Source organism: Enterobacter cloacae complex sp. IR5401 (assembly GCF_049238425.1).
In the GTDB taxonomy this organism is placed as follows: Bacteria; Pseudomonadota; Gammaproteobacteria; order Enterobacterales; family Enterobacteriaceae; genus Enterobacter; species Enterobacter hormaechei_C.
In genome coordinates, this window is record NZ_JBMKHN010000012.1 from 107,145 (window position 1) to 133,390 (window position 26,246).

27 protein-coding genes are annotated in these 26,246 nt (G+C 54.3%); 16 read left to right on the top strand and 11 right to left on the bottom strand.

All coding sequences use genetic code 11. From position 1 onward, the window contains the following. Positions 1 to 9: 9 nt before the first annotated feature. The 5 genes from ACOTX1_RS17265 to ACOTX1_RS17285 are packed head-to-tail and all read left to right on the top strand — an operon-like array spanning position 10 to position 5,426. Positions 10 to 687: a fimbrial biogenesis chaperone gene (locus ACOTX1_RS17265; protein ID WP_023315939.1), complete on the top strand. Its 678-nt coding sequence runs from the start codon at positions 10 to 12 to the stop codon at positions 685 to 687. A gap of 27 nt (positions 688 to 714) precedes the next feature. After that, positions 715 to 3,258, top strand: coding sequence for a fimbria/pilus outer membrane usher protein (locus ACOTX1_RS17270; protein WP_263522437.1), 2,544 nt, complete (start codon positions 715 to 717; stop codon positions 3,256 to 3,258). Position 3,259: 1 nt separating this feature from the next. Beyond that, complete coding sequence (locus ACOTX1_RS17275) at positions 3,260 to 4,207, top strand: fimbrial protein (RefSeq protein ID WP_023315941.1); 948 nt, start codon at positions 3,260 to 3,262, stop codon at positions 4,205 to 4,207. Between the two features lie 11 nt (positions 4,208 to 4,218). Then, entirely contained in the window at positions 4,219 to 4,731 is a 513-nt protein-coding gene (locus ACOTX1_RS17280; protein ID WP_023315942.1) for a fimbrial protein, read from the top strand. Between the two features lie 41 nt (positions 4,732 to 4,772). After that, on the top strand, positions 4,773 to 5,426 hold the full coding sequence (locus tag ACOTX1_RS17285; RefSeq protein WP_023315943.1) for a helix-turn-helix transcriptional regulator: 654 nt from the start codon (positions 4,773 to 4,775) through the stop codon (positions 5,424 to 5,426). A 51-nt stretch (positions 5,427 to 5,477) separates the two neighbouring features. Here the strand turns inward: ACOTX1_RS17285 and fdhF are convergent, their stop codons facing one another. The 4 genes from fdhF to ycgZ all read right to left on the bottom strand — a co-directional run bounded on the left by fdhF (position 5,478) and on the right by ycgZ (position 8,694). After that, a complete protein-coding gene (gene fdhF / locus ACOTX1_RS17290) occupies positions 5,478 to 7,628 on the bottom strand; it encodes a formate dehydrogenase subunit alpha (RefSeq protein ID WP_023315944.1) in 2,151 nt (716 codons plus the stop codon). A 193-nt stretch (positions 7,629 to 7,821) separates the two neighbouring features. Continuing rightward, positions 7,822 to 8,100 (bottom strand): biofilm/acid-resistance regulator YmgB/AriR, encoded by a 279-nt coding sequence (locus tag ACOTX1_RS17295; protein ID WP_003857748.1) that lies wholly within the window; start codon positions 8,098 to 8,100, stop codon positions 7,822 to 7,824. 29 nt (positions 8,101 to 8,129) lie between these two features. Further along, entirely contained in the window at positions 8,130 to 8,450 is a 321-nt protein-coding gene (locus ACOTX1_RS17300; protein ID WP_032658210.1) for a hypothetical protein, read from the bottom strand. A gap of 4 nt (positions 8,451 to 8,454) precedes the next feature. Further along, a complete protein-coding gene (gene ycgZ, locus ACOTX1_RS17305) occupies positions 8,455 to 8,694 on the bottom strand; it encodes a regulatory protein YcgZ (protein ID WP_003857747.1) in 240 nt (79 codons plus the stop codon). 339 nt (positions 8,695 to 9,033) lie between these two features. On the opposite strand from ycgZ, the gene ACOTX1_RS17310 reads away from it, so the two are divergent. Next, on the top strand, positions 9,034 to 10,254 hold the full coding sequence (locus ACOTX1_RS17310) for a diguanylate phosphodiesterase (protein ID WP_003857746.1): 1,221 nt from the start codon (positions 9,034 to 9,036) through the stop codon (positions 10,252 to 10,254). Between the two features lie 189 nt (positions 10,255 to 10,443). After that, on the top strand, positions 10,444 to 11,172 hold the full coding sequence (locus ACOTX1_RS17315; RefSeq protein WP_003857744.1) for a MerR family transcriptional regulator: 729 nt from the start codon (positions 10,444 to 10,446) through the stop codon (positions 11,170 to 11,172). A gap of 109 nt (positions 11,173 to 11,281) precedes the next feature. On the opposite strand, the gene ACOTX1_RS17320 is transcribed toward ACOTX1_RS17315, so the two are convergent. Both ACOTX1_RS17320 and ACOTX1_RS17325 read right to left on the bottom strand, forming a co-directional pair. After that, complete coding sequence (locus tag ACOTX1_RS17320) at positions 11,282 to 11,734, bottom strand: DUF3828 domain-containing protein (protein ID WP_023315945.1); 453 nt, start codon at positions 11,732 to 11,734, stop codon at positions 11,282 to 11,284. A gap of 1 nt (position 11,735) precedes the next feature. After that, positions 11,736 to 12,095, bottom strand: a complete 360-nt coding sequence (locus ACOTX1_RS17325) for a hypothetical protein (RefSeq protein WP_017693570.1) — start codon at positions 12,093 to 12,095, stop codon at positions 11,736 to 11,738. A 496-nt stretch (positions 12,096 to 12,591) separates the two neighbouring features. Here ACOTX1_RS17325 and sufA point away from each other — a divergent pair, with 496 nt between their 5' ends. The 7 genes from sufA (at position 12,592) to ldtE (ending at position 19,220) form a co-directional block, all read left to right on the top strand. After that, on the top strand, positions 12,592 to 12,960 hold the full coding sequence (gene sufA / locus ACOTX1_RS17330; protein WP_003857741.1) for a Fe-S cluster assembly scaffold SufA: 369 nt from the start codon (positions 12,592 to 12,594) through the stop codon (positions 12,958 to 12,960). Between the two features lie 8 nt (positions 12,961 to 12,968). Then, positions 12,969 to 14,459 carry a Fe-S cluster assembly protein SufB gene (sufB, locus tag ACOTX1_RS17335; protein ID WP_003857739.1) on the top strand — a complete coding sequence of 497 codons (1,491 nt, stop codon included), beginning with the start codon at positions 12,969 to 12,971 and terminating at the stop codon, positions 14,457 to 14,459. Between the two features lie 9 nt (positions 14,460 to 14,468). Then, positions 14,469 to 15,215: a Fe-S cluster assembly ATPase SufC gene (sufC, locus tag ACOTX1_RS17340; protein WP_003857736.1), complete on the top strand. Its 747-nt coding sequence runs from the start codon at positions 14,469 to 14,471 to the stop codon at positions 15,213 to 15,215. Next, positions 15,190 to 16,461: a Fe-S cluster assembly protein SufD gene (sufD, locus tag ACOTX1_RS17345; RefSeq protein WP_022650922.1), complete on the top strand. Its 1,272-nt coding sequence runs from the start codon at positions 15,190 to 15,192 to the stop codon at positions 16,459 to 16,461. The genes sufC and sufD overlap by 26 nt, the downstream gene beginning before the upstream one ends. Next, positions 16,458 to 17,678, top strand: coding sequence for a cysteine desulfurase SufS (sufS, locus tag ACOTX1_RS17350; RefSeq protein WP_003857731.1), 1,221 nt, complete (start codon positions 16,458 to 16,460; stop codon positions 17,676 to 17,678). The genes sufD and sufS overlap by 4 nt, the downstream gene beginning before the upstream one ends. 14 nt (positions 17,679 to 17,692) lie before the next feature. Then, complete coding sequence (gene sufE, locus ACOTX1_RS17355) at positions 17,693 to 18,109, top strand: cysteine desulfuration protein SufE (protein ID WP_003857730.1); 417 nt, start codon at positions 17,693 to 17,695, stop codon at positions 18,107 to 18,109. Positions 18,110 to 18,206: 97 nt separating this feature from the next. Continuing rightward, positions 18,207 to 19,220, top strand: a complete 1,014-nt coding sequence (ldtE, locus tag ACOTX1_RS17360) for a L,D-transpeptidase LdtE (RefSeq protein WP_022650923.1) — start codon at positions 18,207 to 18,209, stop codon at positions 19,218 to 19,220. Positions 19,221 to 19,280: 60 nt separating this feature from the next. Here ldtE and lpp read toward each other — a convergent pair whose 3' ends face one another. The 5 genes from lpp to ACOTX1_RS17385 form a co-directional block, all read right to left on the bottom strand. Next, the gene (gene lpp / locus ACOTX1_RS17365) at positions 19,281 to 19,517 is read right to left on the bottom strand and encodes a murein lipoprotein Lpp (RefSeq protein ID WP_001082307.1); all 237 of its coding nucleotides are present in this window, start codon (positions 19,515 to 19,517) and stop codon (positions 19,281 to 19,283) included. A gap of 312 nt (positions 19,518 to 19,829) precedes the next feature. Beyond that, positions 19,830 to 21,251 (bottom strand): pyruvate kinase PykF, encoded by a 1,422-nt coding sequence (pykF, locus tag ACOTX1_RS17370; protein ID WP_003857687.1) that lies wholly within the window; start codon positions 21,249 to 21,251, stop codon positions 19,830 to 19,832. 7 nt (positions 21,252 to 21,258) lie between these two features. Next, positions 21,259 to 21,555 (bottom strand): hypothetical protein, encoded by a 297-nt coding sequence (locus ACOTX1_RS17375; RefSeq protein ID WP_418249985.1) that lies wholly within the window; start codon positions 21,553 to 21,555, stop codon positions 21,259 to 21,261. A gap of 73 nt (positions 21,556 to 21,628) precedes the next feature. Then, on the bottom strand, positions 21,629 to 22,774 hold the full coding sequence (locus tag ACOTX1_RS17380) for a trans-sulfuration enzyme family protein (protein WP_023315947.1): 1,146 nt from the start codon (positions 22,772 to 22,774) through the stop codon (positions 21,629 to 21,631). Positions 22,775 to 22,786: 12 nt separating this feature from the next. Continuing rightward, positions 22,787 to 24,157 (bottom strand): pyridoxal-phosphate dependent enzyme, encoded by a 1,371-nt coding sequence (locus tag ACOTX1_RS17385; protein WP_023315948.1) that lies wholly within the window; start codon positions 24,155 to 24,157, stop codon positions 22,787 to 22,789. A gap of 400 nt (positions 24,158 to 24,557) precedes the next feature. On the opposite strand from ACOTX1_RS17385, the gene ACOTX1_RS17390 reads away from it, so the two are divergent. Together ACOTX1_RS17390 and ACOTX1_RS17395 are read left to right on the top strand one after the other, a co-directional pair. Continuing rightward, on the top strand, positions 24,558 to 25,580 hold the full coding sequence (locus ACOTX1_RS17390; RefSeq protein ID WP_023315949.1) for a methionine ABC transporter ATP-binding protein: 1,023 nt from the start codon (positions 24,558 to 24,560) through the stop codon (positions 25,578 to 25,580). Then, positions 25,573 to 26,241, top strand: coding sequence for a methionine ABC transporter permease (locus tag ACOTX1_RS17395; RefSeq protein ID WP_023315950.1), 669 nt, complete (start codon positions 25,573 to 25,575; stop codon positions 26,239 to 26,241). The genes ACOTX1_RS17390 and ACOTX1_RS17395 overlap by 8 nt, the downstream gene beginning before the upstream one ends. Positions 26,242 to 26,246: the final 5 nt, after the last annotated feature.

Below are 26,246 nucleotides of genomic sequence, written 5' to 3' on the forward strand. Positions count from 1 at the left end.
GGTAAAAAAATGCGTTTTATCACCACAACGGGCCTGGTTATGGCGCTGTTACCGCTGACGTTAACATCCGCCAGTGCAGGAGTAATTATTGGCGGCACCCGTGTTATTTTTGATGGGGCTAAAAAAGAAGCGTCAATAAATATTACGAATCCTGATAACGGTCCTTATTTAATTCAGTCGTGGATAGATGTTCAGGATGAACAATCGGGTAAAGCGCCTTTTATTATTACTCCTCCGCTGTATCGGCTGGACGGCGGACAAAAAAACCTCGAGCGTATTGTCATGACAGGCTCTCTGCCTCAAGGGCAGGAGAGTTTATTCTGGCTGAACATCAAAGCTATTCCGTCAGCCTCTAAGCAGATGAACTCGCTGCAAATTGCCGTCAAAACGCGCATCAAATTAATTTATCGACCAGAGGCTCTTCGTGCGTCTACCCCCGAGGAGCAGGCCAATAAATTAACCTGGCGTCGTGCGGGAAATACCCTTCTGGTTAATAATCCAACGCCGTACGTTATCAATTTCAATGAAATTACGTTGGGTAATAAGAAACTTGACGATGTCACGTATGTGATGCCTTCGGGCACAGCCCGTTTCCCGTTACCGAATGGAACCAGTGGCAATACGCTGACGTTTAAAGTCATTAACGATTATGGCAGCCCTGGTGAATTACACCGGGCCAGTTTGTGATCCTTACGCGTTAATCAGGTGCTCGTCATGACAACGGCATTGAATACAATGCAGCCTGCGCGCCTGGCAATATTTATTGCCCTCGCGCTTGCTGGTGTCTCTCCCACACTGTATGCCAGTGAGACGTTTAATACGGAACTGGTAGAGCTGGATAATCCCGGAATGGGGAAAGCGGATTTATCTGCCTTTGAATCCGGCTCGCAGGCGCCCGGGACATACCATGTTGATATTATTCTTGACGATCGGCTGCTGGAAACGCGGGATATTCGTTTCATGGCAGTGAAGGATGCTAACGGCAGTGAAACGTTGCAGCCGTGCCTGAGTATCGGGCAGTTAAAAGCGTGGGGCGTGAAAACGGCGCTTTTCCCGCAGCTCGCCGCCGGGGAAGGTGAATGTGCCGATCTCAGGGCGATTCCACAGGCCAGCGCGGATTTCCAGTTTGGCGCTCAGCGTCTGGCGATCAGCATCCCACAGGCGGCCATAGACCTGCCAGCGAGAGGTTACGTTCCGCCGGATATGTGGGATGAAGGCATTACCGCGGCCATGCTCAACTACAGCCTGAGCGGGGCGAACAGCCGGGCAAGAAGCGGGCCAGGCACCCGCAGCGACAGCCAGTATGCAAACCTGCGGCCGGGGATCAACGTCGGTCCCTGGCGGTTACGCAACTACACCACCTGGTCCCGCGATGCGTCCGGCCAGGATAAGTGGGATAACGTCTACACCTTGATGCAGCGCGCGATTATTCCCCTGCAAGCCCAGCTTACGCTCGGGGACAGTTCCGCGCCTGCCGATGTCTTTGACAGCATGCCGTTTCGCGGCGTCCAGCTGGCGTCCGACGACGATATGCTGCCGGATTCCCTGAAAGGCTATGCGCCGGTGGTGCGCGGTATTGCGCGAACTAACGCGCAGGTCGTGGTGCGTCAGAATGGCTATCAAATCTACCAAAGCTACGTGGCACCGGGCGCGTTTGAGATCGCGGACATGTATCCCACCGGCGGCGCGGGCGATCTTGATGTGACGATCGTCGAAGCTGATGGCAGTGAGCAACATTTCACCCTGCCGTACGCTTCGCTGCCGGTCCTGCAACGGGAGGGACGCCTGAAATATGCCCTTACCGCCGGGCAGTATCGCTCGTATAACCGTAGCGTGGAGAAAACCTCCTTCGGGCAACTGACCGGAATTTACGGCCTCCCGCACGGCATCACGCTTTATGGCGGCGTTCAGGGGGCAGATAAGTACCAGTCAGCGGCTCTGGGGGTGGGCAAGAACATGGGCGATCTCGGGGCAGTATCCGCAGACGTCACTCAGGGCTGGTCAACGCCGGAACATACCGCGAAAACAAGCGGTCAGTCGTGGCGGGCCCGTTACAGCAAGAATTTTATCACTACCGGGACGAACTTTTCGATTGCCGGGTATCGCTACTCGACCCGCGGCTATTACGGGATGCAGGACGTCCTCGGTTCGTACGGCGACAGCAGCGCGCTTCAGGACAGGCGGCGTAACCGTGCCGAGCTGACGATGAGCCAGACGCTGGGGGACAATCTGGGCGCGCTTACCCTCAGTGCGGCGCGGGAAGATTACTGGAATGACGGTAAGTCGATGGCTTCGTGGAGCGTCGGCTATAGCAACTACTGGCACAACATCAGCTATGGCCTGACATGGACCTACAGCAAAAATGTCCGCTCAGCGTCCGAGACCCGCGACAGCCAAAAAAACGCTGACCACGACCAGCTTCTGGCGTTCAACGTCAGCATTCCGCTGGATAAATTTTTGCCGCAGACATGGGCTAACTATGGCATGAACGCCAGCAGCAATAACGGGACGACGCATAACGTCGGCCTGAACGGAGTGGCGCTTGAGAATAGTGCCCTGAACTGGAACGTCCAGCAGGGATACGGCACAGAGGGCGTGGGCTATACCGGCAACGTGAACGCGGATTACAAAGGCACCTATGGCGAAGTCACGGCAGGTTATGGTTATGACAAAAACAGTGAACGCCTGAATTACGGGCTGCAAGGCGGCATTCTCGCCCATGCTGATGGCATCACGCTTTCCCAGCCGCTGGGGGAGACCAGCGTCCTAATCAAAGCCCCTGGCGCCCACGACGTGGATATCCGCAATCAGCCCGGTGTACGGACAGATTTTCGCGGATATACGGTCGTGAGCAACCTTTCTGTCTACCGGAAAAACGATCTCACCCTCGACCCGGAAAATATGCCGGACGATGTCGAGCTGGAGATCAACACCCGCACGGTGACGCCGACGCGGGGAGCGGTGGTGAGAGCCGATTATCTGCCGAAGTCAGGACGCCGGGTGCTGATGACCCTGACCGACAACGATCGCGCCGTTCCGTTTGGGGCGGTGGTCACCCTTGTGGGTGATGACAGCGGCAGTTTTATTGTCGGCGATCGCGGTCAGGTCTATTTAACCGGGATGCGCGAGCAGGGAACGTTAGTCGCCACATGGGGAAGTCAGGCCAGCCAGCAATGCCGCGCTGATTTCACGCTGCCGAATCACTCAACGTACGGTGGGATCGCTGATATACGCGCCACCTGCCGTCAGGAACGCTAACATGAAATGTCTTAAGACGATGCTGCTGCTCTGTTTGCTCGCGGCGGCAAATATGGCTCGGGCCGGTACCTGCACCACCATCACCCCGCAGCTTTCCACCCTGTCCGTGGGGACGATCAACGTGCAGCGCGATGCGCCTGTCGGCACGGTAGTATTTTCCGGCGCGGCGTCAGCCACAGGCTCCTATCTTACCGGGTGTACGAATCCGCTGATGCTGGGATTCAGCATGCGCTACAACGGCGCCACGTTGAGCAGCTACGGCAACCATGTCTACAACACGAACGTCAGCGGGATAGGAATACGCTTTTCTTCCAACGGTTATTTTGAAAACCCGAGCAATACGTTCTCGTACAATGCGCAGACCTCCTATGTGGACTGGTACGGCGGGAGGATTGAGCTGGTGGTGACGGGTCCGGTCTCATCGGGGGCATTAACGCCGGGTGTGATTGGCGTCGTGACGCTTCAGGGAAGCGACGGCCTCTACCGTGACGGTCTGACCACGCAGCTCACCTCCGGCACCATCAATGCTCTGGCGTGCACGGTGAATACGGCCCAGCTGACGTTTCCTATAGGGGATATTCCCGCTTCGGCGTTCGGCTCCACGGTGGGCACCACGCCAGCGGGAGCACAGAACACGCAAAACCTGGGCCTGACCTGCGCCGCCGGAACCAATATTACGGTCTCGCTCAGTGGAATACAGAATCCGGACAGCGCCAATACCAGCGTGATGGCCTTAACCGGGCAGGGAAATGCCGGCACTGCGAAAGGGGTGGGGGTGCAGCTTATCTATAACGGTGCACCGCTGGTGATGAACAGCCGACTGTTTTTGCGACAGTCTGCCGGGGGGCAAGAGACGTTGCCATTAACGGCCCGATATTACCAGACGTTAACCCGCGTGGAGTCAGGTTCAGCGAATGCCTCCGCTACCCTTAATTTGACCTATCAGTAGCAGGTAAGAAGATGAAAATAAGATGCAGGACACTGCTGTTACTTGCCTTACTCAGCGGGAAGGTATGCTCCGCTGATAGCGTCAATATCGGTGTGACGGGAAATATCGTGGCGTCGCCGTGCATATTTAATGGCGGCAATAACAGCCTCGATGTCAATCTGGGCAATATTCAGGCAACCAATATGGCGACGCCGGGCTCAACATCGGATCCGGTGCCTTTCAGTCTGCTGTTTACCCAGTGCCCAACGGGAACGCAGAGTGTGACCGTCGCTTTCACCGGCAGCCCCGATCCCGAGGCGGGCGCGGACTATTTTATGAACAGCGGTTCGGCCACGCATGTGGCGATAGCCATGCGCGATGCCCAAACCGGTGCGCTTAAAGGAACAGGCTCCAGCATGACCCAGACCATTGCCGCGGACAGAACCGCGACATTGGCTATGCTGGCCTCGGTAAAATCCATGGCAGGGGGCGCCACGCCGGGAAGCATCAGTGCGGTTGTGGTGATGACGATGCAGTACAACTGAATGCCGGTAATAAGCCTTTTTTAAAGACGTTGGTGTGAACTATGTTAAATATTCTGATTCAGGAAACGGATCTGTTTTTTCAGGCTGGGCTACAGAGCTTTTTCGAAGATTTTTTTAAGCATAACTTTCATCGCTCCATCACTTTTCACCTGGCGCTGACCAATGAAAACGTCAGCCAGGCCGATATTATTGTTCTTTCATTATGTCAGGGGGAAACGCTGACCTGTTTTCCGGAGTTACTGGCCCGACAAAAAGGAATTGTGATAGGTCTCGTCGACGATGAGCTGCGCTTTTCGACGCTGCCTTCCTGCTTTCAGGACATTATTTTTCTTCCTCGGCGGGCATCGCTTGATCGTATAAGCGGCGTTCTGTTTATTGCGTGGTTCACGACGCAATTACCGGGTTACACCTGGAATAAAAAGACCTGTTTCGACTGCCAGCATAAAGGGTTATCCCGGCAACAAATTCGTATTCTGGTCAATTTTTACCGAGGGCTGTCGGTAGTGCAGACCGCTCAGGCGCTGGAGATGAGCGAAAAAACGGTCTTTACCCATAAATATATGATGATGCAAAAATTTAATCTGCGAAGCGATTACGAGCTGATCGTACTGTTGAGAAGGCTGATGGAGAAAAAGAGCCGGCCGAACCTGCTTCGCGATTACCTGGAAAATAATTATGCACAACAAATAGCCTGAAACGGCAGCGGATAGCTGGCCGGGCAGCGATAGCCGCCACCCGGCAAGCATTTAAACGTTAACCGCAGCGATCAACCGCGTCTTCATGGTCTGGTACGCGGAAGCCGCAAAATCCTCCGCCCAGCGCTGGTCCTCGATTGCCTCAAGCTGCACGGCGCAATACTTCGTTTCCGGCGTTCTGGAGATCGGGTCGAGATTATCCTGCGTCAGCTCATTACAGGCGCCAATCCACCACTGGTAGGTCATATAGATTGCTCCCGCATTGATGCGCTCGCTGATGCTGGCGCGGGTGATCACTTTACCCCGGCGTGAACGTACCCAGACCAGCTGGCCTTCGGCAATCCCCCGTTCATCCGCGTCGGCCGGGTTAATTTGCACCCGGCCCGGCTCGTCGGCCAGGCTTTGCAGCGCCGCGCAGTTCCCGGTCATGGAGCGGCAGGAGTAGTGGCCCACCTCGCGGACCGTACAGAGCACCAGCGGGAAATCCGCATCCGGGATTTCCGCTGGCGCGCGCCACGGTGCGGCAAAGAGCTGCCCTTTACCGCTCGGGGTATCGAACTGATTATCTTTGTACAGGTACGGCGTACCGGGATGATCCAGCGTCGGGCACGGCCATTGAACGTGACCCATCTCGCCCATTTTTTCGTAGGTCACGCCGTAGAAGAGGGGGCACAGCTCGCGCATTTCGTCCCAGATCTGCTGGTTATCCTCGTAATGCATGGGATAGCCCATTTCCGTGGCCAGCAGGCTGATGATCTCCCAGTCGCGCCTGACATTGCCGCTGGACTCAATGGCTTTGCCGAAACGCTGAAAGCCGCGATCGGCACAGGTGAACACACCGGCGTGTTCTCCCCATGAGGTGGCAGGGAGCAGCACGTCAGCCAGCTCTGCCGTTTTGGTCATAAAGATGTCCTGAACCACCACAAAATCGAGCGCCTCAAAGCCGCGGCGGACCAGACCCAGATCGGCTTCTGTCTGAAGCGGATCTTCCCCCATGATGTAATACGCTTTGATCTTACCTTCCAGCGCGAGATGCGGCACTTCGGTGATGCGCGTTCCGACGCGATCGTCCATCCGGTTGACATTGATTTTCCACGCATCAGCAAATTTCAGTCTGACCGCCGGATCAGTGACGTCCTGGTAGCCGGGAAACATATTGGGCAGAACACCCATATCGCAGGCGCCCTGAACGTTATTTTGCCCGCGAACCGGCCCCACGCCGACGGCAGGGCGGCCCAGATTGCCGGTCAGCAGTGCCAGGCTGGAGAGACCTTTCACCACATCGACCGCCTGACCAAACTGCGTGACGCCCATTCCCCACATCACCGTTGCTGAAGGCGCCGCTGCGAACATGCGCATTGCCTGACGAACATCCCGCGCGGGGATCCCCGTCAGATGTTCAACCTGCTCGGGTGCGTAATCTTTTACCGTCAGTCGGTACGCCTCAAGCCCTTCTGTAAAGCGAGCAACGTAGTTTTTGTCGTACAATTCCTCTTCAAGCAGGACATAGCCAAAGGCATTGACCAGCGCCATGTTACTGCCATTTTTTAACTGAAGATGAAGATCGGCAATGCGTGCCGTTTCAATATGACGCGGATCGCAGACAATGATTTTAGCGCCATTTTCACGTGCTTTAAGCACGCGTCGGGCGACGATGGGGTGAGAGTCGGCGCAGTTATAGCCGAATACCAGCAGGCATTTTGAGTTTTCAATATCGTTAATGGAATTGCTCATGGCGCCGTTGCCGAGGGTCTCCTGTAAACCGGCAACGGACGGACCGTGACAGACGCGGGCGCAGCAGTCGACGTTGTTAGTATTCAGCACCGCACGGGCAAATTTTTGCATCACATAGTTGGTCTCATTGCCCGTTCCCCGCGAGGAACCCGTGGTCATAATGGACCGAGGGCCGTACTGTTCTTTAATGCTTTTAAGCCTGTAAGCGGTATAGCGAATGGCCTCTTCCCAGGTAACAGGGGTAAAGGCCTCGCCTTTGCTGTAGCGGATCATGGGCTGCGTCAGGCGGGGGGTAAGCAGCTGAGTATCATTAAGAAAGTCCCAGCCGTAGAACCCTTTCAGGCAAAGCGTGCCCTGATTAGTTACGCCATCAGCGGCTTCGGCACGGATAATCCGATTATTTTTAACGACGAGGTTAAGTTTGCAGCCTGCACCGCAGTACGGGCAGACGCTGGCGATTTTTTTCATCAATAACAGACCTGTTAAGAAATGAAGCAATGTTTACTGGAAAGCCCAGTCCCTTAGCGGACTAAGCAGGATCCATGCCACATTCGGCGTGCTTGATTAACAGGGCGTTAGAGGAGAGAGGGCGTGTCATCGTCAGTCCGTTCGTCAGAATTGACGATGACACGCTATCCGAAGAGATGGGAAGAGAGAGGCGTTAAAGATCGTCCATGGTGTAACCGACGACAATTTCCAGCGTCTTGCGGATCACATCCGCCTTAACGACATCGTCGGTGGATTCCAGCGTCTGGATCAGCCAGAGAATGATCGCTTTGTTGGTCAGATGACCTTCGGAAGCAAGAACACAACGAACCGCAGTCGAAAAAATGGCAGACTCTTCAGCAAAGCGATCGCCTGCGTGACGGAAATACTCCGACAACGCGCTATCTAAAAAGGCGGAGTGGTATTCGGGTTGAAGCTGAATATTTTGTCTCATTTGTTCTCACCGTAGCTGTAAAGTTGTAGTCAATGTATCTTTTTGGGATCGGACGGTTTTCCATTTCCAAATAACGGCACTACATTGTCTCGGTTATTTTTGAGAGATCCCTCTCTCTGAATTCGTCCTTGTGCGGTTCTGCGACCTTTAAAAGCGACCGTGCCAGAGCTGATTTCAGCTATCACCCTCGCTAATGTCTCCCGCCGCTGGGGATCCGTCTCACAGGCTTGCATGTTACGCAGACGCTGAACCAATCCCTCGGTCGTTACAGGACCGCGCTCCTTCAAAAGTGAAAGAGCGGCTTCTCCAATAAGCTGGTCGATCAGTCTGTCCGCATCACTGCTGTTCATAACATTAACGTTCGAAGAGCAGGCCAAGAAGCATGTGATAATGATGCTCCTCTTCCGGGCCATTGGCCTTTTCAAGGCGACTTAACAGTTTTGTGCAGAGCGATTTGCGATTCAGATTCCGCCCGTCGCTAAGGATTTCAACAACAACCTGACCCAATGTTTCCTGTTGGGTTGGAAGCGCGGCTTTTTCGAAGTACTGCGCAATTGCTGTTGCTGTGTCTGCGAGGTGTCCGTTCTGCTGCATGTTTCGCTCCTGTAAATTTTCGTAATCAGTAACGTTACATTTAAGGTATACATAATTTTCAAATCTGTACATTAAAAATGTACAATTTTTTAAATATTTTATAATATATTTGATAAAGTATATATTTATCATATGGTTATATGTATACAGCTTACTGCTAAATTCACAAAATATATTGTACAATTCGAAGTGGCGTTGCAGAGTTGTACAAGCCCGGAAAAGGCGCAAAGAAGACATGTAAATTGTTGAGATGTAAATTATTTATTGGGTAATTAATGTGCTATAACAGAGTTCTCCCCACGTGTTTTCGTGGTCACCCCCTCAATCTTCAGGATTAGCATGCTCACAACCATTATTTACCGCAGTCATATCTGCGAGGACGTTCCAGTGAAAGCGCTGGAAGACATGGTCGCTGCTGCAAATTGTAGAAATCGCCAGTTCGATGTGACGGGGATTTTGCTGTTTAACGGCACACACTTCTTTCAGTTACTTGAAGGGCCCGCTGATAACGTTAAGGAGATCTATCAGCTCATCTGCCGTGACCCACGGCATCACAACGTGGTCGAATTATTAAGCGATCACGGGCCTTCAAGACGTTTTGGCAACGTAGGTATGGAGCTCTTTGACCTTCGTCAGTACGACACCGACGAAGTGCTACAAAAGGTACTCGATAAAGGCACAACCCGCTATCAGCTGACCTATAACGATCGCGCCCTACAATTTTTCCGCACCTTCGTTGAGGCCACTGAAAAAGCCAACTACTTTGAGCTGCCTCCGGCTGACGCCTGGGAGTTTGTCACCGAAAACACGCCATTATCCTCCCAGCCAACGGTAGTGGCAAAGGGCGCGGACTGTAGTTTCGCATTTCAACCTATCGTCGATCCGTTTATGCAGCAGGTGGTTTCCTGGGAAGCCCTGATCCGCACGCCGTCCGGTGAGTCCCCGGAAAGCTACTTTGCCAACCTGTCGCGTGAGGCGCTGTACGAATCGGATCTGAAGAGTAAGCAGGTGGCTTTGTCGATGGCCAGCGCGCTGGGCCTACAGACTCAAACGTTGTCCATTAATCTGTTGCCGATGACGCTGGTCAATGTTCCTGGCGCCGTCGATTTTTTACTGACGGCAATTGAGGCGAACGGTTTTGTGCCGGAGCAAATTGTGGTCGAGTTCACCGAGAGCGAGGCGATCTCGCGCTTCGAAGAGTTCACCAGCGCGGTCAGACAGCTTAAAAGCGCCGGGATCAGCGTGGCCATCGATCACTTTGGCGCGGGATTCGCCGGTCTGCAACTGCTGGCCCAGTTCCAGCCGGACAGAATCAAGATCAACCGTGATTTGATTGCTAACGTGCACAAGAGCGGCCCGCGTCAGGCAATCATTCAGTCAATCATTAAATGCTGCGCCTCCCTGGAAATTCTGTTCTGTGCGGTAGGCGTAGAGCTAGCTGAAGAGTGGATGTGGCTGGAATCTGCCGGGATTTCTCAGTTCCAGGGTCACCTTTTCGCCAGCCCGCGTCTGGGGGGCATTCCGGCGATTGCCTGGCCCGAGAAAAAGTACGATTTATAAAAAACCTGTACGTAACTGTTAAAAGTGACCTGTACGTACGGCTAAATTTATACAACAATATATTAACGAGTGAGTGGTTCTTTGAGCCATTCACTTGTCTCAGAACGAGGAGTTAGTTATACAAATGATTTGTACAATCTGATAAGGTTGGTTTGGTTAGGTATGGAAGTATTGTGCGTGAGGGAGTTAATGGCCTATTACAGTATCGGCGAAGTGGCCGAACGATGCGGTATCAACCCCGTTACGTTGCGTGCCTGGCAGCGCCGTTATGGATTGTTGAAGCCGCAGCGAAGCGAAGGGGGCCATCGTCAGTTTGACGATGAAGATATCCTGCGTATCGAAGAGATCAAACGCCTGATGAAAACGGGTGTTTCGGTCGGTAAAGTAAAAGCGCTTCTTGAAAATACAGAAGTGATGACTCAGGGGAACTGGGCATCGTTTCAGGAAGAGATGTTAACCGTTCTGCGCTATGCCAGCCCGGCAAAACTGCGCGCCAAAATCGGCGAGTTCCGCCGTGACCATGCGATGGATGTTCTGATAGATAACATCATCACCCCTGTGCGGCAGCGAATGAACCAGGACCAGAATACGGTGCGTCACATGGCGAGCCTGCTGGACGGTGTCCTGATTGAGTTTGCCGTTGCAAGCCTGGGTGAGTCGCGAAAAAAAGCAGGTAAGGATGCGCTGCTGATTGGGTGGGAGTGCGACGACCGTACGCATTTGTGGCTGGAAGCGGCCCGTCTTGCCTACAAAGGCTGGCATATCGACGTGCTGGCTGAGCCGATTGATTCTCCACGTCCTGAACTCTTCCCCGGACAAAAAATCTTCGTCTGGACCGGTAAAGCGCCTACGCCTCGTCAACAGGAGCAGCTCGACCACTGGCGTGAACAGGGTTTCGCCGTTTCGATCCATCACTGATGTTAAGGGGGCCAACGGTAAACCGCCAGTGCGGGATTTTGCCTTCTGGCGATACGACAGGGGTATCCGCGAAGATGCATAGCATCAGTACCCCTGTCATATCGTCGGTTTATTCCATCATCAGGTTGTCTGAAATATTCATACTGGCCACGGATTCAACTTTCCACACGCCATCTTCCTTGACCATGCAGTCAATCACGGTGTGATCCCGCTTTTTGCCGAATGAGATATAAACCTGCATACAGGCGGCATCGTAATCCAGCGCCCGCGCACTGACGATGCCCCAGTCATCTTCATATCCCTGAGCCTTGATGAACATATCGACGTCAGGCACGTCATATTCATCTGGATCCAGCTTATCCATGGCTTTGAGTTTGCTGATAGTTTCGCGGGTTACATATGGCCTCAGCGCTTCATAGTTTTTCAGGGGCTCTTTCCCGATAATAATTTGCGAGATGTACCACTTATTAAACTGAAGGGCAGCGGATACCTCAGGGGGGAACTTCTGTGCAGCGGATGCGAGAGTGGGCAGAAACAGGATCGCCAGAATTATTTTTTTCATGTCAGTCATGCCTGTAAATTGCATATGCTGGCTTTAATTCCCGGTATTCCTTTCCCGGATACATTGTTCGCTGAACAAAATCAGAGTACCAGACGCCGTTCCCACCATAGATGCAAGCGTGGCCATATGGGTGGTGCGCAGTGGGCTGGATCACCGCCACATCGCCCTCAACAGGCTCACCGTAAACCTGGTGGAAACCCGCCAGAATTAAATTGCTTTTCATATCCTTAGCATAATGCGTGTTCTGTAGATTAGCACCGCCGGCGCGAATGGATTTCGAAACAAATTCTGCACATCTTTTCTGGCTATACTGACCTGCATGCTGGCGAGCATGAACTGCGGCTTTATGGGCACTCCACATAATTTAATCCCTTATTGAATAAATGGTTAACAAGGGAAACATTACGCCGAAAAGGGATGAGTTTATGTAATTAATCATGATCGGAATTTAACCACTATCAGACTGATAAATAATGGTTAACTCATCCATCAAACGTCTTTATGCGCGCCCAGGTAAGGCAAAAAAGGATTAAAAAGAACCTGGCTTAAGGGGGAGGCATACGTAAATAATGTATTTGGTGCCTGGGCGTACTTTAGCTATTTTAAAAATAGGTATTTCCAATACAATTTTTATCATTGCCCGCCACCTTACCGCCTTTCTTATGAAATGCATTATTTATCAATGCATTGAACAAATCTAACCATCCCATCCGCATCCCGTCACAGGGTCTATGCTTAATGAAAGTAGCCAAAAAGGGCGGTTTAGCCCAAAGCCCCTGCTCGCAGGGGGTTGAAGTGATAATCGTTATCACTAACATGGTGTTATGCCCTGGTGGCTTATCAGATGAGGTGGACCTATGGAACTGCATTCAGAAACCTTCAATCCGGCCGATTTTGCCTGGCGTGGCTTAACGCTGACGCCCGCGGCGGCGGCGCATATTCATGAGCTGGTGGCAAAAAATCCCGACATCCTCGGCGTACGCTTAGGCGTTAAGCAGACTGGCTGCGCGGGATTTGGCTACGTGCTGGATACCGTAACCGAACCTGAAAAGGACGATCTGGTCTTTGAAACCGACGGTGCAAAGTTATACGTCGCACTACAGGCGATGCCTTTTATCGATGGAACCGAAGTCGACTACGTTCGGGAAGGTTTAAACCAGTTATTCAAATTTCATAACCCGAAAGCCCAGAACGAATGCGGCTGCGGCGAAAGCTTTGGGGTATAGGCGGTACTATGTCTCGTAATACTGAAGCAACGAGTGATGTAAACACCTGGAGCGGCGGACACCTCAACTATAAAGAGGGTTTCTTCACGCAGCTGCAAACCGATGAACTGGCGAAAGGCATCAACGAAGAGGTCGTGCGCGCCATTTCGGCGAAACGTAACGAGCCGGAGTGGATGCTGGAGTTTCGCCTGAGCGCATTCCGCGCGTGGCTGGAGATGGAAGAACCCCACTGGCTGAAAGCGCATTACGATAAGCTGAACTATCAGGATTATAGCTATTACTCTGCGCCCTCCTGCGGCAGCTGTGATGATACCTGCGCCTCGCAACCCGGTGCGGTACAGCAAACCGGTGCCGAGAACAGCTTCCTGAGTAAAGAGGTGGAAGAGGCGTTCAATCAGCTCGGCGTGCCCGTGCGCGAAGGCAAAGAGGTGGCGGTAGACGCCATTTTTGACTCCGTCTCGGTGGCAACCACCTACCGTGAAAAACTGGCGGAGCAGGGGATTATTTTCTGCTCCTTCGGGGAAGCCATTCACGATCACCCGGAGCTGGTGAAAAAGTACATTGGCACCGTGGTACCCAGTAACGATAACTTCTTCGCGGCACTGAATGCGGCGGTGGCGTCAGACGGTACCTTTATCTACGTGCCGAAAGGCGTGCGCTGCCCGATGGAGCTCTCGACCTATTTCCGCATCAACGCGGAAAAAACCGGCCAGTTTGAACGCACCATCCTGGTGGCCGATGAAGGCAGCTACGTTAGCTACATCGAAGGGTGCTCCGCTCCTGTGCGCGACAGCTACCAGCTGCACGCGGCGGTGGTGGAGGTCATCATCCATAAAGATGCGGAAGTGAAGTACTCTACGGTACAGAACTGGTTCCCGGGCGACGGTAACACCGGCGGTATTCTGAACTTCGTCACCAAGCGTGCGCTGTGCGAAGGCGAAAACAGCAAAATGTCCTGGACGCAGTCAGAAACCGGCTCCGCCATTACCTGGAAATACCCGAGCTGTATTCTGCGCGGCGACAACTCAATCGGTGAGTTTTACTCCGTGGCACTGACCAGCGGTCATCAGCAGGCCGATACCGGCACCAAGATGATCCACATCGGTAAAAACACCAAATCGACCATCATCTCCAAAGGGATCTCTGCCGGTCACAGCCAGAACAGCTATCGCGGGCTGGTGAAAATCATGCCGACGGCAACCAACGCGCGTAACTTCACCCAATGTGACTCCATGCTGATTGGCGCGGACTGCGGGGCGCATACCTTCCCGTATGTCGAATGCCGCAATAACAGCGCCCAGCTTGAGCATGAGGCAACTACGTCACGTATTGGTGAAGATCAGCTTTTCTACTGCCTGCAACGCGGGATCAGTGAAGAAGATGCGATTTCAATGATCGTTAACGGCTTCTGTAAGGACGTGTTCTCTGAACTGCCGCTGGAATTTGCCGTTGAAGCCCAGAAACTCCTCGCCATTAGTCTTGAACACAGCGTCGGTTAAGGAAAGCACATGTTAAGCATTAAAGATTTACAGGTTAGCGTGGAAGAGAAAGAGATCCTGCGTGGCCTCAATTTTGACGTCAAACCGGGTGAAGTTCACGCCATCATGGGGCCAAACGGCTCCGGGAAAAGTACGCTTTCAGCGACGCTGGCAGGACGCGAAGATTATGAAGTTACCAGCGGCTCCGTTGAGTTTAACGGCAAAGATCTGCTGGAGATGTCGCCGGAAGAGCGTGCCGGCGAGGGCATCTTTATGGCCTTCCAGTATCCGGTGGAAATTCCGGGCGTCAGCAACCAGTTCTTTCTGCAAACCGCGCTGAACGCGGTGCGCAAGTATCGCGGCCTTGAGGCGCTGGATCGCTTTGACTTCCAGGATCTGATGGAAGAGAAGATCAAGCTGCTGAAAATGCCGGAAGATCTGCTGACCCGCTCGGTAAACGTGGGTTTCTCCGGCGGTGAGAAGAAACGTAACGATATTCTGCAAATGGCGGTTCTGGAGCCAGCGCTGTGCATTCTCGATGAGACCGATTCAGGGCTGGATATCGATGCCCTGAAGATCGTTGCCGACGGGGTGAACTCCCTGCGTGATGGCAACCGCTCATTTATCATCGTGACACATTACCAGCGAATTCTGGACTACATCAAGCCGGACTATGTCCACGTGCTTTACCAGGGACGCATTGTGAAATCCGGTGACTTTACGCTGGTTAAACAACTGGAGGAGCAGGGTTATGGCTGGCTTACCGAACAGCAGTAATGCACTTCAGCAGTGGCACCGGCTGTTTGAAGCGCAGGCTGGAGCGCGCTCTGAACAGGCTCAGCACCATCTCCAGCAGATGCTGCGTCTCGGTTTACCGACGCGTAAACATGAGAACTGGAAATATACCCCGCTGGATGGCCTGCTGAACGGCGAGTTTGTCACCCGTCTGGCGCAGGTCAGCCCCGATCAGCGCGACATGCTGGCGCTGAGCGTGGATGCCGTGCGTCTGGTGTTTGTCGACGGTCTGTTCCGTGCGGAGCTGAGCGACAGCGTGCAGGAGAGCGGGTTCGATATCGTCATTAACGATGAACGTCAGTCGCTGAACGCGCCTGTTCAGCCTGAAGTCTTCCTGCACCTGACAGAGAGCCTGTCACAATCTGTCACCCATATTCGCGTTAAGCGTAACCAGCGCCCGGCGAAACCGCTGCTGCTGATGCATATCACCCAGGGCGTTGCGGGTGATGAGATTAACACCGCCCACTATCGCCACCATCTTGAGCTGGCAGAAGGGGCGGAGGCGACGGTGATCGAGCATTACGTCAGCCTTAACGACACCCGTCATTTTACCGGTTCGCGTCTGACGATGAACGTGGCGGCCAATGCCCAACTGCACCACATCAAGCTGGCGTTTGAGAATCCGCTCAGTCACCACTTCGCCCACAACGATATTCTGCTGGGCCAGGATGCCGCGGCGTACAGCCACAGTTTTCTGCTTGGCGGCGCGGTGCTGCGCCACAATACCAGCACCCAGCTGAACGGTGAAAACACTACGTTGCGTATTAACAGCCTGGCGATGCCGGTGAAGTCAGAAGTGTGCGACACGCGCACCTGGCTTGAGCATAACAAAGGCTACTGCAACAGCCGTCAGCTGCACAAAACCATCGTCAGCGACAAAGGACGTGCGGTGTTCAACGGCCTGATCAACGTGGCGCAGCACGCCATCAAAACTGACGGGCAGATGACCAACAACAACCTCTTGCTGGGACGTCTGGCAGAGGTGGACACCAAACCACAGCTGGAAATCTATGCGGACGACGTGAAATGCAGTCACGGCGCGACGGTCGGGCGTATTGACGATGAGCAGATGTTCTACTTGCGCTCGCGCGGGATAGACCAGCAGGCCGCGCAAAAGATGATTATTTACGCCTTTGCGGCTGAGCTGACGGAAGCGCTGCCCGATGGCGGACTTAAACAGCAGGTGCTGGCCCGTATCGGTCAGCGACTGCCTGGAGGCGAAGCATGACATTTCCCGTAGAGAAAGTCCGGGCAGATTTTCCGGTACTGACCCGTGAAGTGAACGGTCTGCCGCTGGCCTATCTCGACAGTGCGGCCAGCGCGCAAAAACCAAATCAGGTGGTGGATGCGGAAGCCGAGTTTTACCGCCACGGTTATGCGGCGGTACATCGCGGGATCCACACCCTGAGCGCCGAGGCGACCCAGCGCATGGAAAACGTGCGCACGCAGGTTGCGGCCTTCCTCAACGCGCGTTCGCCGGAAGAGCTGGTGTTTGTGCGTGGCACCACCGAAGGGATCAACCTGGTGGCTAACAGCTGGGGTAATGCGCAGGTGCACGCGGGGGATAACATCATCATCACCCAGATGGAGCACCACGCCAACATCGTGCCCTGGCAGATGCTCTGTGAGCGTGTGGGGGCGCAACTGCGGGTGATCCCCCTGAATGAAGACGGCACGCTCCAGCTGGAAAAGCTGGACGCTCTGCTGGACGACAGAACGCGGCTTGTGGCGGTGACCCACGTTTCAAACGTGCTGGGCACGGAAAATCCGGTGGCGCTGATCGTCGACAAAGCCCATCAGGCCGGTGCGAAAGTGTTGATTGATGGTGCCCAGGCGGTGATGCACCATGCGGTTGACGTTCAGGCCCTGGACTGCGATTTCTACGTCTTCTCCGGGCACAAGCTGTATGGCCCGACGGGCATCGGCGTGTTGTATGTGAAAGAGGACATTCTCCAGGCCATGCCGCCGTGGGAAGGGGGCGGGTCAATGATCGCCACCGTCAGCCTGACGGACGGCACAACATACGCCCGTGCGCCCTGGCGCTTCGAGGCGGGTACGCCCAACACGGGCGGGATCATCGGGCTGGGCGCGGCCATTAGCTATGTCTCTGAAACGGGGCTGGCGGCGATTCAGGAGTACGAACAGCTGCTGATGCATTACGCCTTGCAGGAGCTGGTCAGCGTCCCGGACCTGACCTTATATGGTCCTGCTGACCGTCTGGGTGTGATAGCCTTCAACCTCGGCAAGCATCACGCCTATGATGTGGGCAGTTTCCTTGATAATTACGGCGTCGCTGTGCGTACCGGGCATCACTGCGCGATGCCGCTGATGGCGTATTATGAGGTACCGGCCATGTGCCGCGCATCGCTGGTGATGTACAACACAACGGAAGAGGTCGACAGACTGGTGGCGGGATTAAAACGTATTCATCAGCTGCTTGGCTAACGGAGAGGCGAGAGATGGCAGATTTGCCGGACAGAGATAAATTGCTGCGCAACTTTGGGCGTTGCGCGAACTGGGAAGAGAAATACCTTTATATCATCGAACTGGGTCAGCGCCTGCCGCCGCTCAGCGAAGAGGCGCATAACCCGGACAACATCATTCAGGGCTGCCAGAGCCAGGTCTGGATCCAGATGCAGCAGACGGATGATGGCGTAATCGATTTACAGGGTGACAGCGATGCCGCCATTGTGAAGGGGCTTATTGCCGTCGTATTTATTCTTTATCACCAGATGTCGGCGCAGGATATTGTCGCCTTTGACGTTCGCCCGTGGTTTGAAAAAATGGCCTTAACCCAACACCTCACCCCGTCCCGATCCCAGGGACTGGAAGCGATGATCCGCGCCATACGCGCCAAAGCCGCAATCCTTAGCTAAACTGACAGAACAGCATTCATTCTGTTTCGCGGGGTGGTTTCCACCTCGCTGGTTTTTCAGCTTTCTGACGTTTGGTCAGTGAATAAGGAATCTCAGCATGAAGCGCGCGTCTCTAATAACTCTATTACTCCTTGGTTCGCTCAGTGCTGTTAATTCAGCCAGGGCGGTTGATTATCCTTTACCGCCCGCAGGCAGCCGCCTGATTGGGCAAAACCAGACATACACCATTCAGGAAGGGGACAATAAACTTCAGTCTATCGCTCGTCGGTTTAATACCGCCGCACAGCTCATCCTTGAAACCAATAATACCATTGCACCGGTGAATCCTGCGCCAGGAACGGTCATTACGATCCCTTCCCAGATGCTACTGCCGGACACCGAGCGTGAGGGCATTGTGGTGAATCTGGCGGAGCTGCGTCTTTACTTCTATCCGCCTGGCGAAAATATCGTGCAGGTCTATCCGCTGGGTATTGGTCAGCTTGGGCTGGAAACACCGGTCAGCACCACCCGTGTGAGTCAGAAAATCCCTAACCCTACCTGGACCCCCACAGCGGGCATCAGAGCGCGCTCACTGGCCCAGGGAATTAAACTGCCGCCTGTGGTACCCGCAGGGCCAAATAACCCGCTGGGGCGCTTTGCGCTTCGTCTGGGTATCGGGAATGGGGAATATCTTATTCACGGCACCAGCGCGCCGGACAGCGTAGGGCTGCGGGTCAGCTCGGGCTGTATGCGGATGAACGCGCCGGATATCAAAGCGTTGTTTGAGCAAGTGCGCGTCGGCACGCGGGTGCAGATTATCAATGAGCCGGTGAAGTTCTCCGTCGAGCCGGACGGCAAACGTTATATCGAAGTGCACAGGCCGCTGGCGCAGGCAGAGGGCGAAAACCCACAGACGGTGCCGTTCACGCACTCGGCGGCGTTTACCGCTTTTGCAGCGGAGTCAGGTAGCGATAAAACGCTTATCGATAAAGCCCTGGCGCGCAGAGCCGGGATCCCGGTTGCCGTTTCAACAGGCAATGGTTCGTCAGCCAGCAATTCTGTCCTGTCGGTTCAGAATAGTCGTGTCTCAGCGGCGGTGGCGGAAGACGAGGGAGAGAAAGCGCTTCAGTAGAGGTTTGACTAAGGCAAAAAAAATGGCGCACAATGTGCGCCATTTTATTAACAGGTACTATTACTTACGGTATTTAGTAGCCTGGTTGTCCAGACGCTGGTTAGCGCGAGCTGCGTCGTCTTTAGCAGCCTGAACGTCGGAACGCATTGCGTTCACGTCGTTGCTCAGCTGGTCAACTTTAGCGTTCAGAGTCTGAACGTCAGAAGACAGCTGATCGATTTTAGCGTTGCTGGAGCAACCTGCCAGCAGAGTAGAACCCAGGATTACCGCGCCCAGTACCAGTTTAGTACGATTCATTATTAATACCCTCTAGATTGAGTTAATCTCCATGTAGCGTTACAAGTATTACACAAAGTTTTTTGGGTTGAGAATATTTTTTTGATGGGATTACGCCTATTTTTGATCGTTCGCTCAAAGAAGCAACGAAATCGGCAATTTTGACGAAAAAGCTATGTTAAAAAAGGCATTTTTCATCGGATTCATCTTAGATAAATCGCGATTAAATAGAAAAACCCGATTTGCTTTTTGAATAGTTCTGGTTAAAGGCGGGAATAAAAAAAGCGCCCCGAAGGACGCTTTTTAACAAAACAATAATTTGTTCGTGAAATATTACAGCACGTGGACAGATGCCGTGTTGGTGGTGCCGCTTGGAACCAGCGCGCCAGAAACCATAACCACCACGTCGCCTTTCTGAGCCAGGCCACAATCAACCAGTTCCAGAGCCACTTCTTTACCCAGACGATAGAAATCATCGGTAGAGGCAATCTCTTTCACCAGGTGTGGGATCACGCCTTTGCTCAGCACCAGCTGACGCGCAGTGGTTTCGTTGGTGGTCAGCGCCAGAATGGTCGCATCCGGGAAGTATTTACGCACGGCACGCGCAGATTTACCGCCCTGGGTCGCCACGACAATCAGCGGGGCTTCCAGTTTCTCGGCAGTTTCTACCGCACCACGGCACACGGCTTCGGTGATGCGCAGTTTACGGCTGTCGTTGTTGTAATCCAGACGGCTTTTCATCACGCGGTCGGTACGCTCACAGATGGTCGCCATGATGCTGACCGCTTCCAGAGGGTATTTCCCTTTTGCAGATTCGCCAGACAGCATAACGGCATCGGTACCGTCGAGGATGGCGTTCGCAACGTCGCCTGCTTCAGCGCGGGTAGGGCGTGGGTTTTTGATCATGGAGTCCAGCATCTGCGTTGCGGTGATAACCACTTTACGCGCGCGAACACATTTCTCGATCATCATCTTCTGCGCGAAGATCACTTCTTCAACCGGGATTTCAACGCCCAGGTCGCCACGCGCTACCATGATACCGTCAGACGCTTCGAGGATTTCGTCGAAGTTGTTCAGGCCTTCCTGGTTTTCGATCTTGGAGATGATCTGGATGTTCTCGCCGCCGTGCGCTTTCAGGTGCTCACGGATCTCAACCACGTCAGAACGTTTACGGATAAAGGAGGCAGCAACGAAGTCCACGCCTTGTTCGCAGCCGAAGATCAGGTCTTGTTTGTCTTTTTCAGCCAGCGCTGGCAGAGCAATGGACACACCCGGCAGGTTGACGCCTTTGTTTTCGCCCAGATCGCCGTTGTTCAGCACTTTACAGATAACTTTGTTACCTTCGATAGCGGTCACTTCCATGCCGATCAGGCCGTCATCTACCAGCACGGTGTTGCCAACAGACAGGTCGCTGGTGAAGCCTTCGTAGGTCACGGCAACGATTTCGTTATTACCCACAACGGATTTGTCGGTGGTGAAGGTGAAGGTCTGGCCCGCTTTCAGGGAAACGTCGTTACCGCCTTCCAGTTTGATAGTGCGGATTTCAGGACCTTTGGTGTCGAGCAGGATTGCCGCTTTTTTCCCGGTCTTGCTCATCACGTTGCGCAAGTTCTGGATACGCTGACCGTGTTCAGCATAGTCGCCGTGGGAGAAGTTCAGACGCATCACGTTCATGCCGGCATCCAGCATTTTGCTCAGCATCTCTTCGGATTCGGTTTTCGGGCCGATAGTACAAACAATTTTCGTCTTTTTCATGACAGTCTTAGTCTTTAAGTTGGGAAGGATATGGAAATCTCGCTCCGGGGGCGCACCGCCGCGGAGTCAAACCTGTGTTGCGAAAGAGTATATGACACGCACTAAGAATAGGTGACATCAAATGAGCGTGCAGAAGAAAGTGTGCCTGAGTGCCAGCCCAACGAAGGAGAGGAGAAGTTGTACGTTGTTTTTTGTATTCCAAGCGCTGAAACCATTCACCAGGGATTTGGCGCGCATTATACGCTGATTTACAGTAAAAAGGAAAATGGAAACAGCGTTTCAAAAACAATCTGTGCAGATTCACATAAGTTTGTTATCAAGGCGTTAAGGCCTAATGTCATCTTATGACGGCAGGCGCAACGCCCGCCGTTTTTTGCTCACTTTTTCAGCGCTTGTTTAAGGTCGGCGATCAAATCCTTCGCATCTTCAATCCCCACCGACAGGCGGATAAGCTGCGGCACAATGCCGTTTGCAAGACGCTGCGCCAGTGGAATGGAGGCGTGGGTCATGCTGTAGGGCTGGCTCACCAGACTCTCCACACCGCCAAGGCTTTCCGCCAGGGTAAAGAGCGTAAGATGACGGATCACCTCTGTCGCGCGCTGCGCATCGCCTTTAATCACAACGGAGATCATGCCGCCCGGCAGCGCCATTTGTCTGCGGGCCAGCGCATACTGGGGATGTGACGCCAGCCCGGGATAGAACACGCTGTCTACCTGCGGATGCTGCTCCAGCCATTGCGCAATCGCCAGCGCATTGGCGCTGTGCTTCTCAACGCGCAGTGAGAGGGTGCGAATGCCCCGCAGCGTCAGGAAGCTGCTGAACGGATCCAGAACGCCGCCAATCGCGTTTTGCAGATAGCCCAGACGCTCCGCCAGATCCTTATTCGACCCCACAACAGCCAGCCCGGCAACCACGTCTGAATGACCGTTGAGATATTTGGTGGCGGAGTGGACCACTATGTCGAACCCCGCCTCCAGCGGCCGGTGAATGACCGGGGAGGCGAAGGTATTATCCGCCACGCTGATCGCATTATTGCGCCGGGCAATGTCCGCGATGGCCTCCAGGTCGGCCAGTTTCAGCAGCGGGTTCGTTGGCGTTTCCACCCAGATCATGCGCGTGTCCGGGCGAATGGCGGCCTCAAGTCCGGCTACATCGTCCGGCTTAACCCAGCTCACCTGTAACCCGGTGCTGCGCTTGCGCACGTTTTCGATCAGGCGATACGTACCGCCATACACGTCGTCAATGGCGACGATATGGCTGTCTTTATCCAGCAGTTCGAGCATGGTGGAAATGGCCGCCAGCCCTGACGCGAAGGCGTACCCGCGCGTGCCGCCTTCCAGTTCGGCGATGGCGGTCTCCAGCGCGTGGCGGGTTGGGTTGCCGCTCCGGGAGTATTCGTAGCCGGTATGTTCACCCGGTGCCGGTTGCGCAAACGTCGACGTGGCGTAAATTGGCGGCATCACGGCGCCGTGCGGGTCGTGATACTCACCGCTGTGAACGCTGAGGGTGGCCAGGTTTTTCATCTTTTGCTCCTTTTATTTTGTCAGGCGGTTACGCCAGGCGGTGAGTACGTCACTGCGTGTGATCAAACCCAGAAAGCGGTTTTCGTCATAAATAATCGCCACCAGGCCACGGTCAAAGATGGCGTACAGGGCGCTCTCCGGGGCCTGCTTATCCAGATATTCAACCTGACGCGTCATGGCCGCCGTCACGGGGAGTGAGAAGCGATCGGCATCTCCCCCGATGTGTCGCAGCAGGTCCCACTCATCGATGATGCCGACGACCTTGTCGTTATCGAGCACCGGCAGCTGGGAGATGTCGTACAGGCGCATGCGGGCCAGTACGGTGGAAAGCGTGTCGTCCGGGGCGGCAGTCACCGTCGCGCCTTCATCGTGGCGCAGGGCAATATAGTCCGAGAGATCGCCTGCCTGCGGACGCGAAATCAGCCCCTGCTGACGCATCCAGTCGTCGTTGAACATCTTCGAGAGGTATTTATTGCCGCTGTCGCAGGCGAAGGTGACCACCCGTTTTGGCGTAGTCTGCGCCTGGCAATATTTCAGCGCCGCCGCCAGCAGCGTGCCGGTGGAGGAGCCTGCCAGGATCCCTTCCGTTTTTAGCAGATCGCGGGCGGTGGTGAACGCCTCGCGATCGGTAATGCGCCAGGCGCGGTTAACCCCCTCGATGTGCGCCAGCGGAGGAATAAAGTCTTCGCCAATCCCTTCAACCAGCCACGAGCCGGCATCGTGATAGCGTCCGGTCTCAACCTGGTCCGCCAGTACCGACCCGGCCGGATCGGCAAGCACAAATTCCGTCTGCGGCGAATGTTCTGCAAACCACGCCTGTAAGCCGCCCAGCGTACCGCCGGACCCCACGCCGACGACGATGGCATCGATCTGGCCGTCAAGCTGTTCAAACAGTTCCGGTGCGGTAGTGGTGCGATGCGCCAGCGGATTGGCCGCGTTACTGAACTGGTCGATATAAAACGCGCCTGGCAGTTCGTTCGCCAGCCGCCGGGCATAATCCTGATAATAGGCCGGATGCCCTTTGTTCACATCCGAGCGGGTCAGCACGACCTGCGCCCCTAACGCGCGCAGGTGGAAAATCTTCTCGCGGCTCATTTTGTCCGGCACCACCAGGATCAGCGAGTAGCCCTTCTGCGCCGCAATCAACGCCAGCCCCAGGCCGGTGTTCCCCGCCGTAGCTTCAATAATGGTGCCGCCGGGCCTTAGCTGGCCCGTACGCTCGGCTTCGTTAATCATCGACAGCGCGACGCGGTCTTTAATCGAGCCGCCGGGATTCTGGTTTTCCAGCTTCAGAAACAGCGAGCAGGGGCCGGTGTCCAGCTTGTGCAGCTGGATGAGCGGCGTACGGCCAATCAGTTCGGTGACGGAGTGGTAAAGCGTCATGGTCATGTCCTGTGAAGAGGTGATGACCGGATGATAGAACCATGAAATTTTCTCAATAAAGAACGTTTCACCAGGTTTAAGAACAGAAAGGAATAATCCTTGAGTTTTCAGATGGAAAGAAAGCAAGACGTAAAGTTGTCCGGATGTGAGGATGGCTAAATCCGCATAAAGTGCTGCAAAATTAGCCGATTTCGCCGGGTGAGTGTGACCTGATATGCAAATGGCAGATAATTATTGCTGATATTCATCTAAATGCTTTTTCACCCGCCAGTTCGCTGCTTATTCCGCAGAATTATAAGAAATTCTTTTTTGGTCATTTAAAAGCTGATAACGGCTGTTTACTATCTTTTGGACATCCATACTGCTAAACCGCTATATGCGTAACGGATAACGAATAAGAATGATCGTACTCAGCAATATTTCGAAGGTCTTTGACAACGGAAAGCTGGCGCTGACAGCCGTTGATAACGTCAACTTGACGATAGAGCAGGGACAGATTTACGGGATCATCGGTTACAGCGGGGCCGGGAAAAGTACGCTGATCCGTCTGCTGAACGGTCTGGAAAAGCCCAGCGCCGGCAGCGTCACCATTAACGGTCAGGATATCTCCGCCGCGAAGGGAGAAGCGCTGCGTCAGGCACGCCTGAAAATCAGCATGGTGTTCCAGCACTTTAATTTGCTCTGGTCGCGCACGGTGAAGGAAAACATCGCCTTTTCAATGCAAATTGCCGGTGTGCCAAAAGCGCAAATTCAGGCTCGCGTTGCCGAGCTGGTGGAGCTGGTCGGCCTGAAGGGACGCGAGAATGCTTACCCGTCGCAGCTGAGCGGCGGGCAAAAACAGCGTGTGGGCATTGCCCGCGCGCTGGCCAATCATCCGGACGTACTGCTGTGTGATGAAGCCACCTCGGCGCTGGATCCACAAACCACCGATCAGATCCTCGATCTGCTCCTGGACATTAACCGTCGCTTTAACCTGACCATCGTACTCATTACGCATGAGATGCACGTGGTGCGCAAAATCTGCGACCGCGTGGCGGTTATGGAGAACGGTAAGGTGGTGGAAGAGGGGGACGTACTGAGCGTGTTTACGCATCCGCAGCAGCCGATCACCCGGCAGTTTGTCCGCCAGGTGAGCCAGTACGCGGAGGAAGAGACCTTCAATACCGAACTGGCAAACGATCTGGAAGGTACGGTTATCAGGCTGACCTTTACCGGGCACAGCACGCATAAACCGATTGTGGGCGAACTGACCCTGCGCTACGGCCTGCCGTTTAACATCCTGCACGGAAAAATGACCCAAACCGCTCACGGCGTGTTTGGTCAACTCTGGGTGCACGTCGTGGCATCTGATGAACAACTGAACAATATCCTCGCCGACCTGCAGCACAGCGATATTGAAGGCGAGGTGATTAAACATGGCTGAGAATCTCTTTCCGCATCTCAAGTGGGATCAGCTCTGGGCGGCGACGCTGGAGACGCTGTACATGACCGCGCTTTCCGGCGTGGCGACGTTTGTCCTGGGGATCGCGCTCGGTCTGGCGCTGTTTTTAACCGCCCGCGGCGGGTTATTCCACAACCGCACGGTCTACAGCGTGATGTCGATTGTGGTGAACGTGTTCCGCTCGATTCCGTTCATCATTCTCATCGTTCTGCTGATCCCGTTCACCAAGACCGTTGTGGGGACCATTCTCGGCGCTAACGCTGCGCTGCCCGCCCTGATTGTGGGCGCGGCGCCGTTCTACGCCCGTCTGGTCGAGATTGCCCTGCGAGAAGTGGACAAAGGGGTCATTGAGGCCACGCGTTCGATGGGCGCGCGGCTGAGCACGTTAGTGTTTCGGGTTTTACTGCCGGAATCCTCACCCGCACTGGTTTCAGGTATGACGGTGACGCTGATTGCGCTGGTGAGCTACAGCGCAATGGCAGGGGTGATAGGTGCCGGCGGTTTGGGAAATCTGGCTTATCTGGAAGGATTCCAGCGCAACCATGGTGACGTCACGCTGGTGGCAACGGTGACCATTCTGATCATCGTGTTCATTATCCAGTTCTGCGGCGATGCCATTACTTCACTGTTAGATAAACGCTAATAAAT

What these genes read in the sequence shown, in the direction of transcription:
- ACOTX1_RS17315 (WP_003857744.1), top strand. Translation starts at nt 10,444, where the DNA reads ATGGCCTATTACAGTATCGGCGAAGTGGCCGAACGATGCGGTATCAAC.
- ACOTX1_RS17275 (WP_023315941.1), top strand. Translation starts at nt 3,260, where the DNA reads ATGAAATGTCTTAAGACGATGCTGCTGCTCTGTTTGCTCGCGGCGGCA.
- sufS (WP_003857731.1), top strand. Translation starts at nt 16,458, where the DNA reads ATGACATTTCCCGTAGAGAAAGTCCGGGCAGATTTTCCGGTACTGACC.
- sufE (WP_003857730.1), top strand. Translation starts at nt 17,693, where the DNA reads ATGGCAGATTTGCCGGACAGAGATAAATTGCTGCGCAACTTTGGGCGT.
- ACOTX1_RS17395 (WP_023315950.1), top strand. Translation starts at nt 25,573, where the DNA reads ATGGCTGAGAATCTCTTTCCGCATCTCAAGTGGGATCAGCTCTGGGCG.
- ACOTX1_RS17390 (WP_023315949.1), top strand. Translation starts at nt 24,558, where the DNA reads ATGATCGTACTCAGCAATATTTCGAAGGTCTTTGACAACGGAAAGCTG.
- ACOTX1_RS17325 (WP_017693570.1), bottom strand. Translation starts at nt 12,095, where the DNA reads ATGTGGAGTGCCCATAAAGCCGCAGTTCATGCTCGCCAGCATGCAGGT.
- lpp (WP_001082307.1), bottom strand. Translation starts at nt 19,517, where the DNA reads ATGAATCGTACTAAACTGGTACTGGGCGCGGTAATCCTGGGTTCTACT.
- sufC (WP_003857736.1), top strand. Translation starts at nt 14,469, where the DNA reads ATGTTAAGCATTAAAGATTTACAGGTTAGCGTGGAAGAGAAAGAGATC.
- ACOTX1_RS17300 (WP_032658210.1), bottom strand. Translation starts at nt 8,450, where the DNA reads ATGAACAGCAGTGATGCGGACAGACTGATCGACCAGCTTATTGGAGAA.
- ACOTX1_RS17310 (WP_003857746.1), top strand. Translation starts at nt 9,034, where the DNA reads ATGCTCACAACCATTATTTACCGCAGTCATATCTGCGAGGACGTTCCA.
- ACOTX1_RS17320 (WP_023315945.1), bottom strand. Translation starts at nt 11,734, where the DNA reads ATGAAAAAAATAATTCTGGCGATCCTGTTTCTGCCCACTCTCGCATCC.
- ycgZ (WP_003857747.1), bottom strand. Translation starts at nt 8,694, where the DNA reads ATGCAGCAGAACGGACACCTCGCAGACACAGCAACAGCAATTGCGCAG.
- ldtE (WP_022650923.1), top strand. Translation starts at nt 18,207, where the DNA reads ATGAAGCGCGCGTCTCTAATAACTCTATTACTCCTTGGTTCGCTCAGT.
- sufD (WP_022650922.1), top strand. Translation starts at nt 15,190, where the DNA reads ATGGCTGGCTTACCGAACAGCAGTAATGCACTTCAGCAGTGGCACCGG.
- ACOTX1_RS17380 (WP_023315947.1), bottom strand. Translation starts at nt 22,774, where the DNA reads ATGAAAAACCTGGCCACCCTCAGCGTTCACAGCGGTGAGTATCACGAC.
- sufA (WP_003857741.1), top strand. Translation starts at nt 12,592, where the DNA reads ATGGAACTGCATTCAGAAACCTTCAATCCGGCCGATTTTGCCTGGCGT.
- ACOTX1_RS17285 (WP_023315943.1), top strand. Translation starts at nt 4,773, where the DNA reads ATGTTAAATATTCTGATTCAGGAAACGGATCTGTTTTTTCAGGCTGGG.
- fdhF (WP_023315944.1), bottom strand. Translation starts at nt 7,628, where the DNA reads ATGAAAAAAATCGCCAGCGTCTGCCCGTACTGCGGTGCAGGCTGCAAA.
- sufB (WP_003857739.1), top strand. Translation starts at nt 12,969, where the DNA reads ATGTCTCGTAATACTGAAGCAACGAGTGATGTAAACACCTGGAGCGGC.
- ACOTX1_RS17270 (WP_263522437.1), top strand. Translation starts at nt 715, where the DNA reads ATGACAACGGCATTGAATACAATGCAGCCTGCGCGCCTGGCAATATTT.
- pykF (WP_003857687.1), bottom strand. Translation starts at nt 21,251, where the DNA reads ATGAAAAAGACGAAAATTGTTTGTACTATCGGCCCGAAAACCGAATCC.
- ACOTX1_RS17295 (WP_003857748.1), bottom strand. Translation starts at nt 8,100, where the DNA reads ATGAGACAAAATATTCAGCTTCAACCCGAATACCACTCCGCCTTTTTA.
- ACOTX1_RS17385 (WP_023315948.1), bottom strand. Translation starts at nt 24,157, where the DNA reads ATGACGCTTTACCACTCCGTCACCGAACTGATTGGCCGTACGCCGCTC.
- ACOTX1_RS17265 (WP_023315939.1), top strand. Translation starts at nt 10, where the DNA reads ATGCGTTTTATCACCACAACGGGCCTGGTTATGGCGCTGTTACCGCTG.
- ACOTX1_RS17280 (WP_023315942.1), top strand. Translation starts at nt 4,219, where the DNA reads ATGAAAATAAGATGCAGGACACTGCTGTTACTTGCCTTACTCAGCGGG.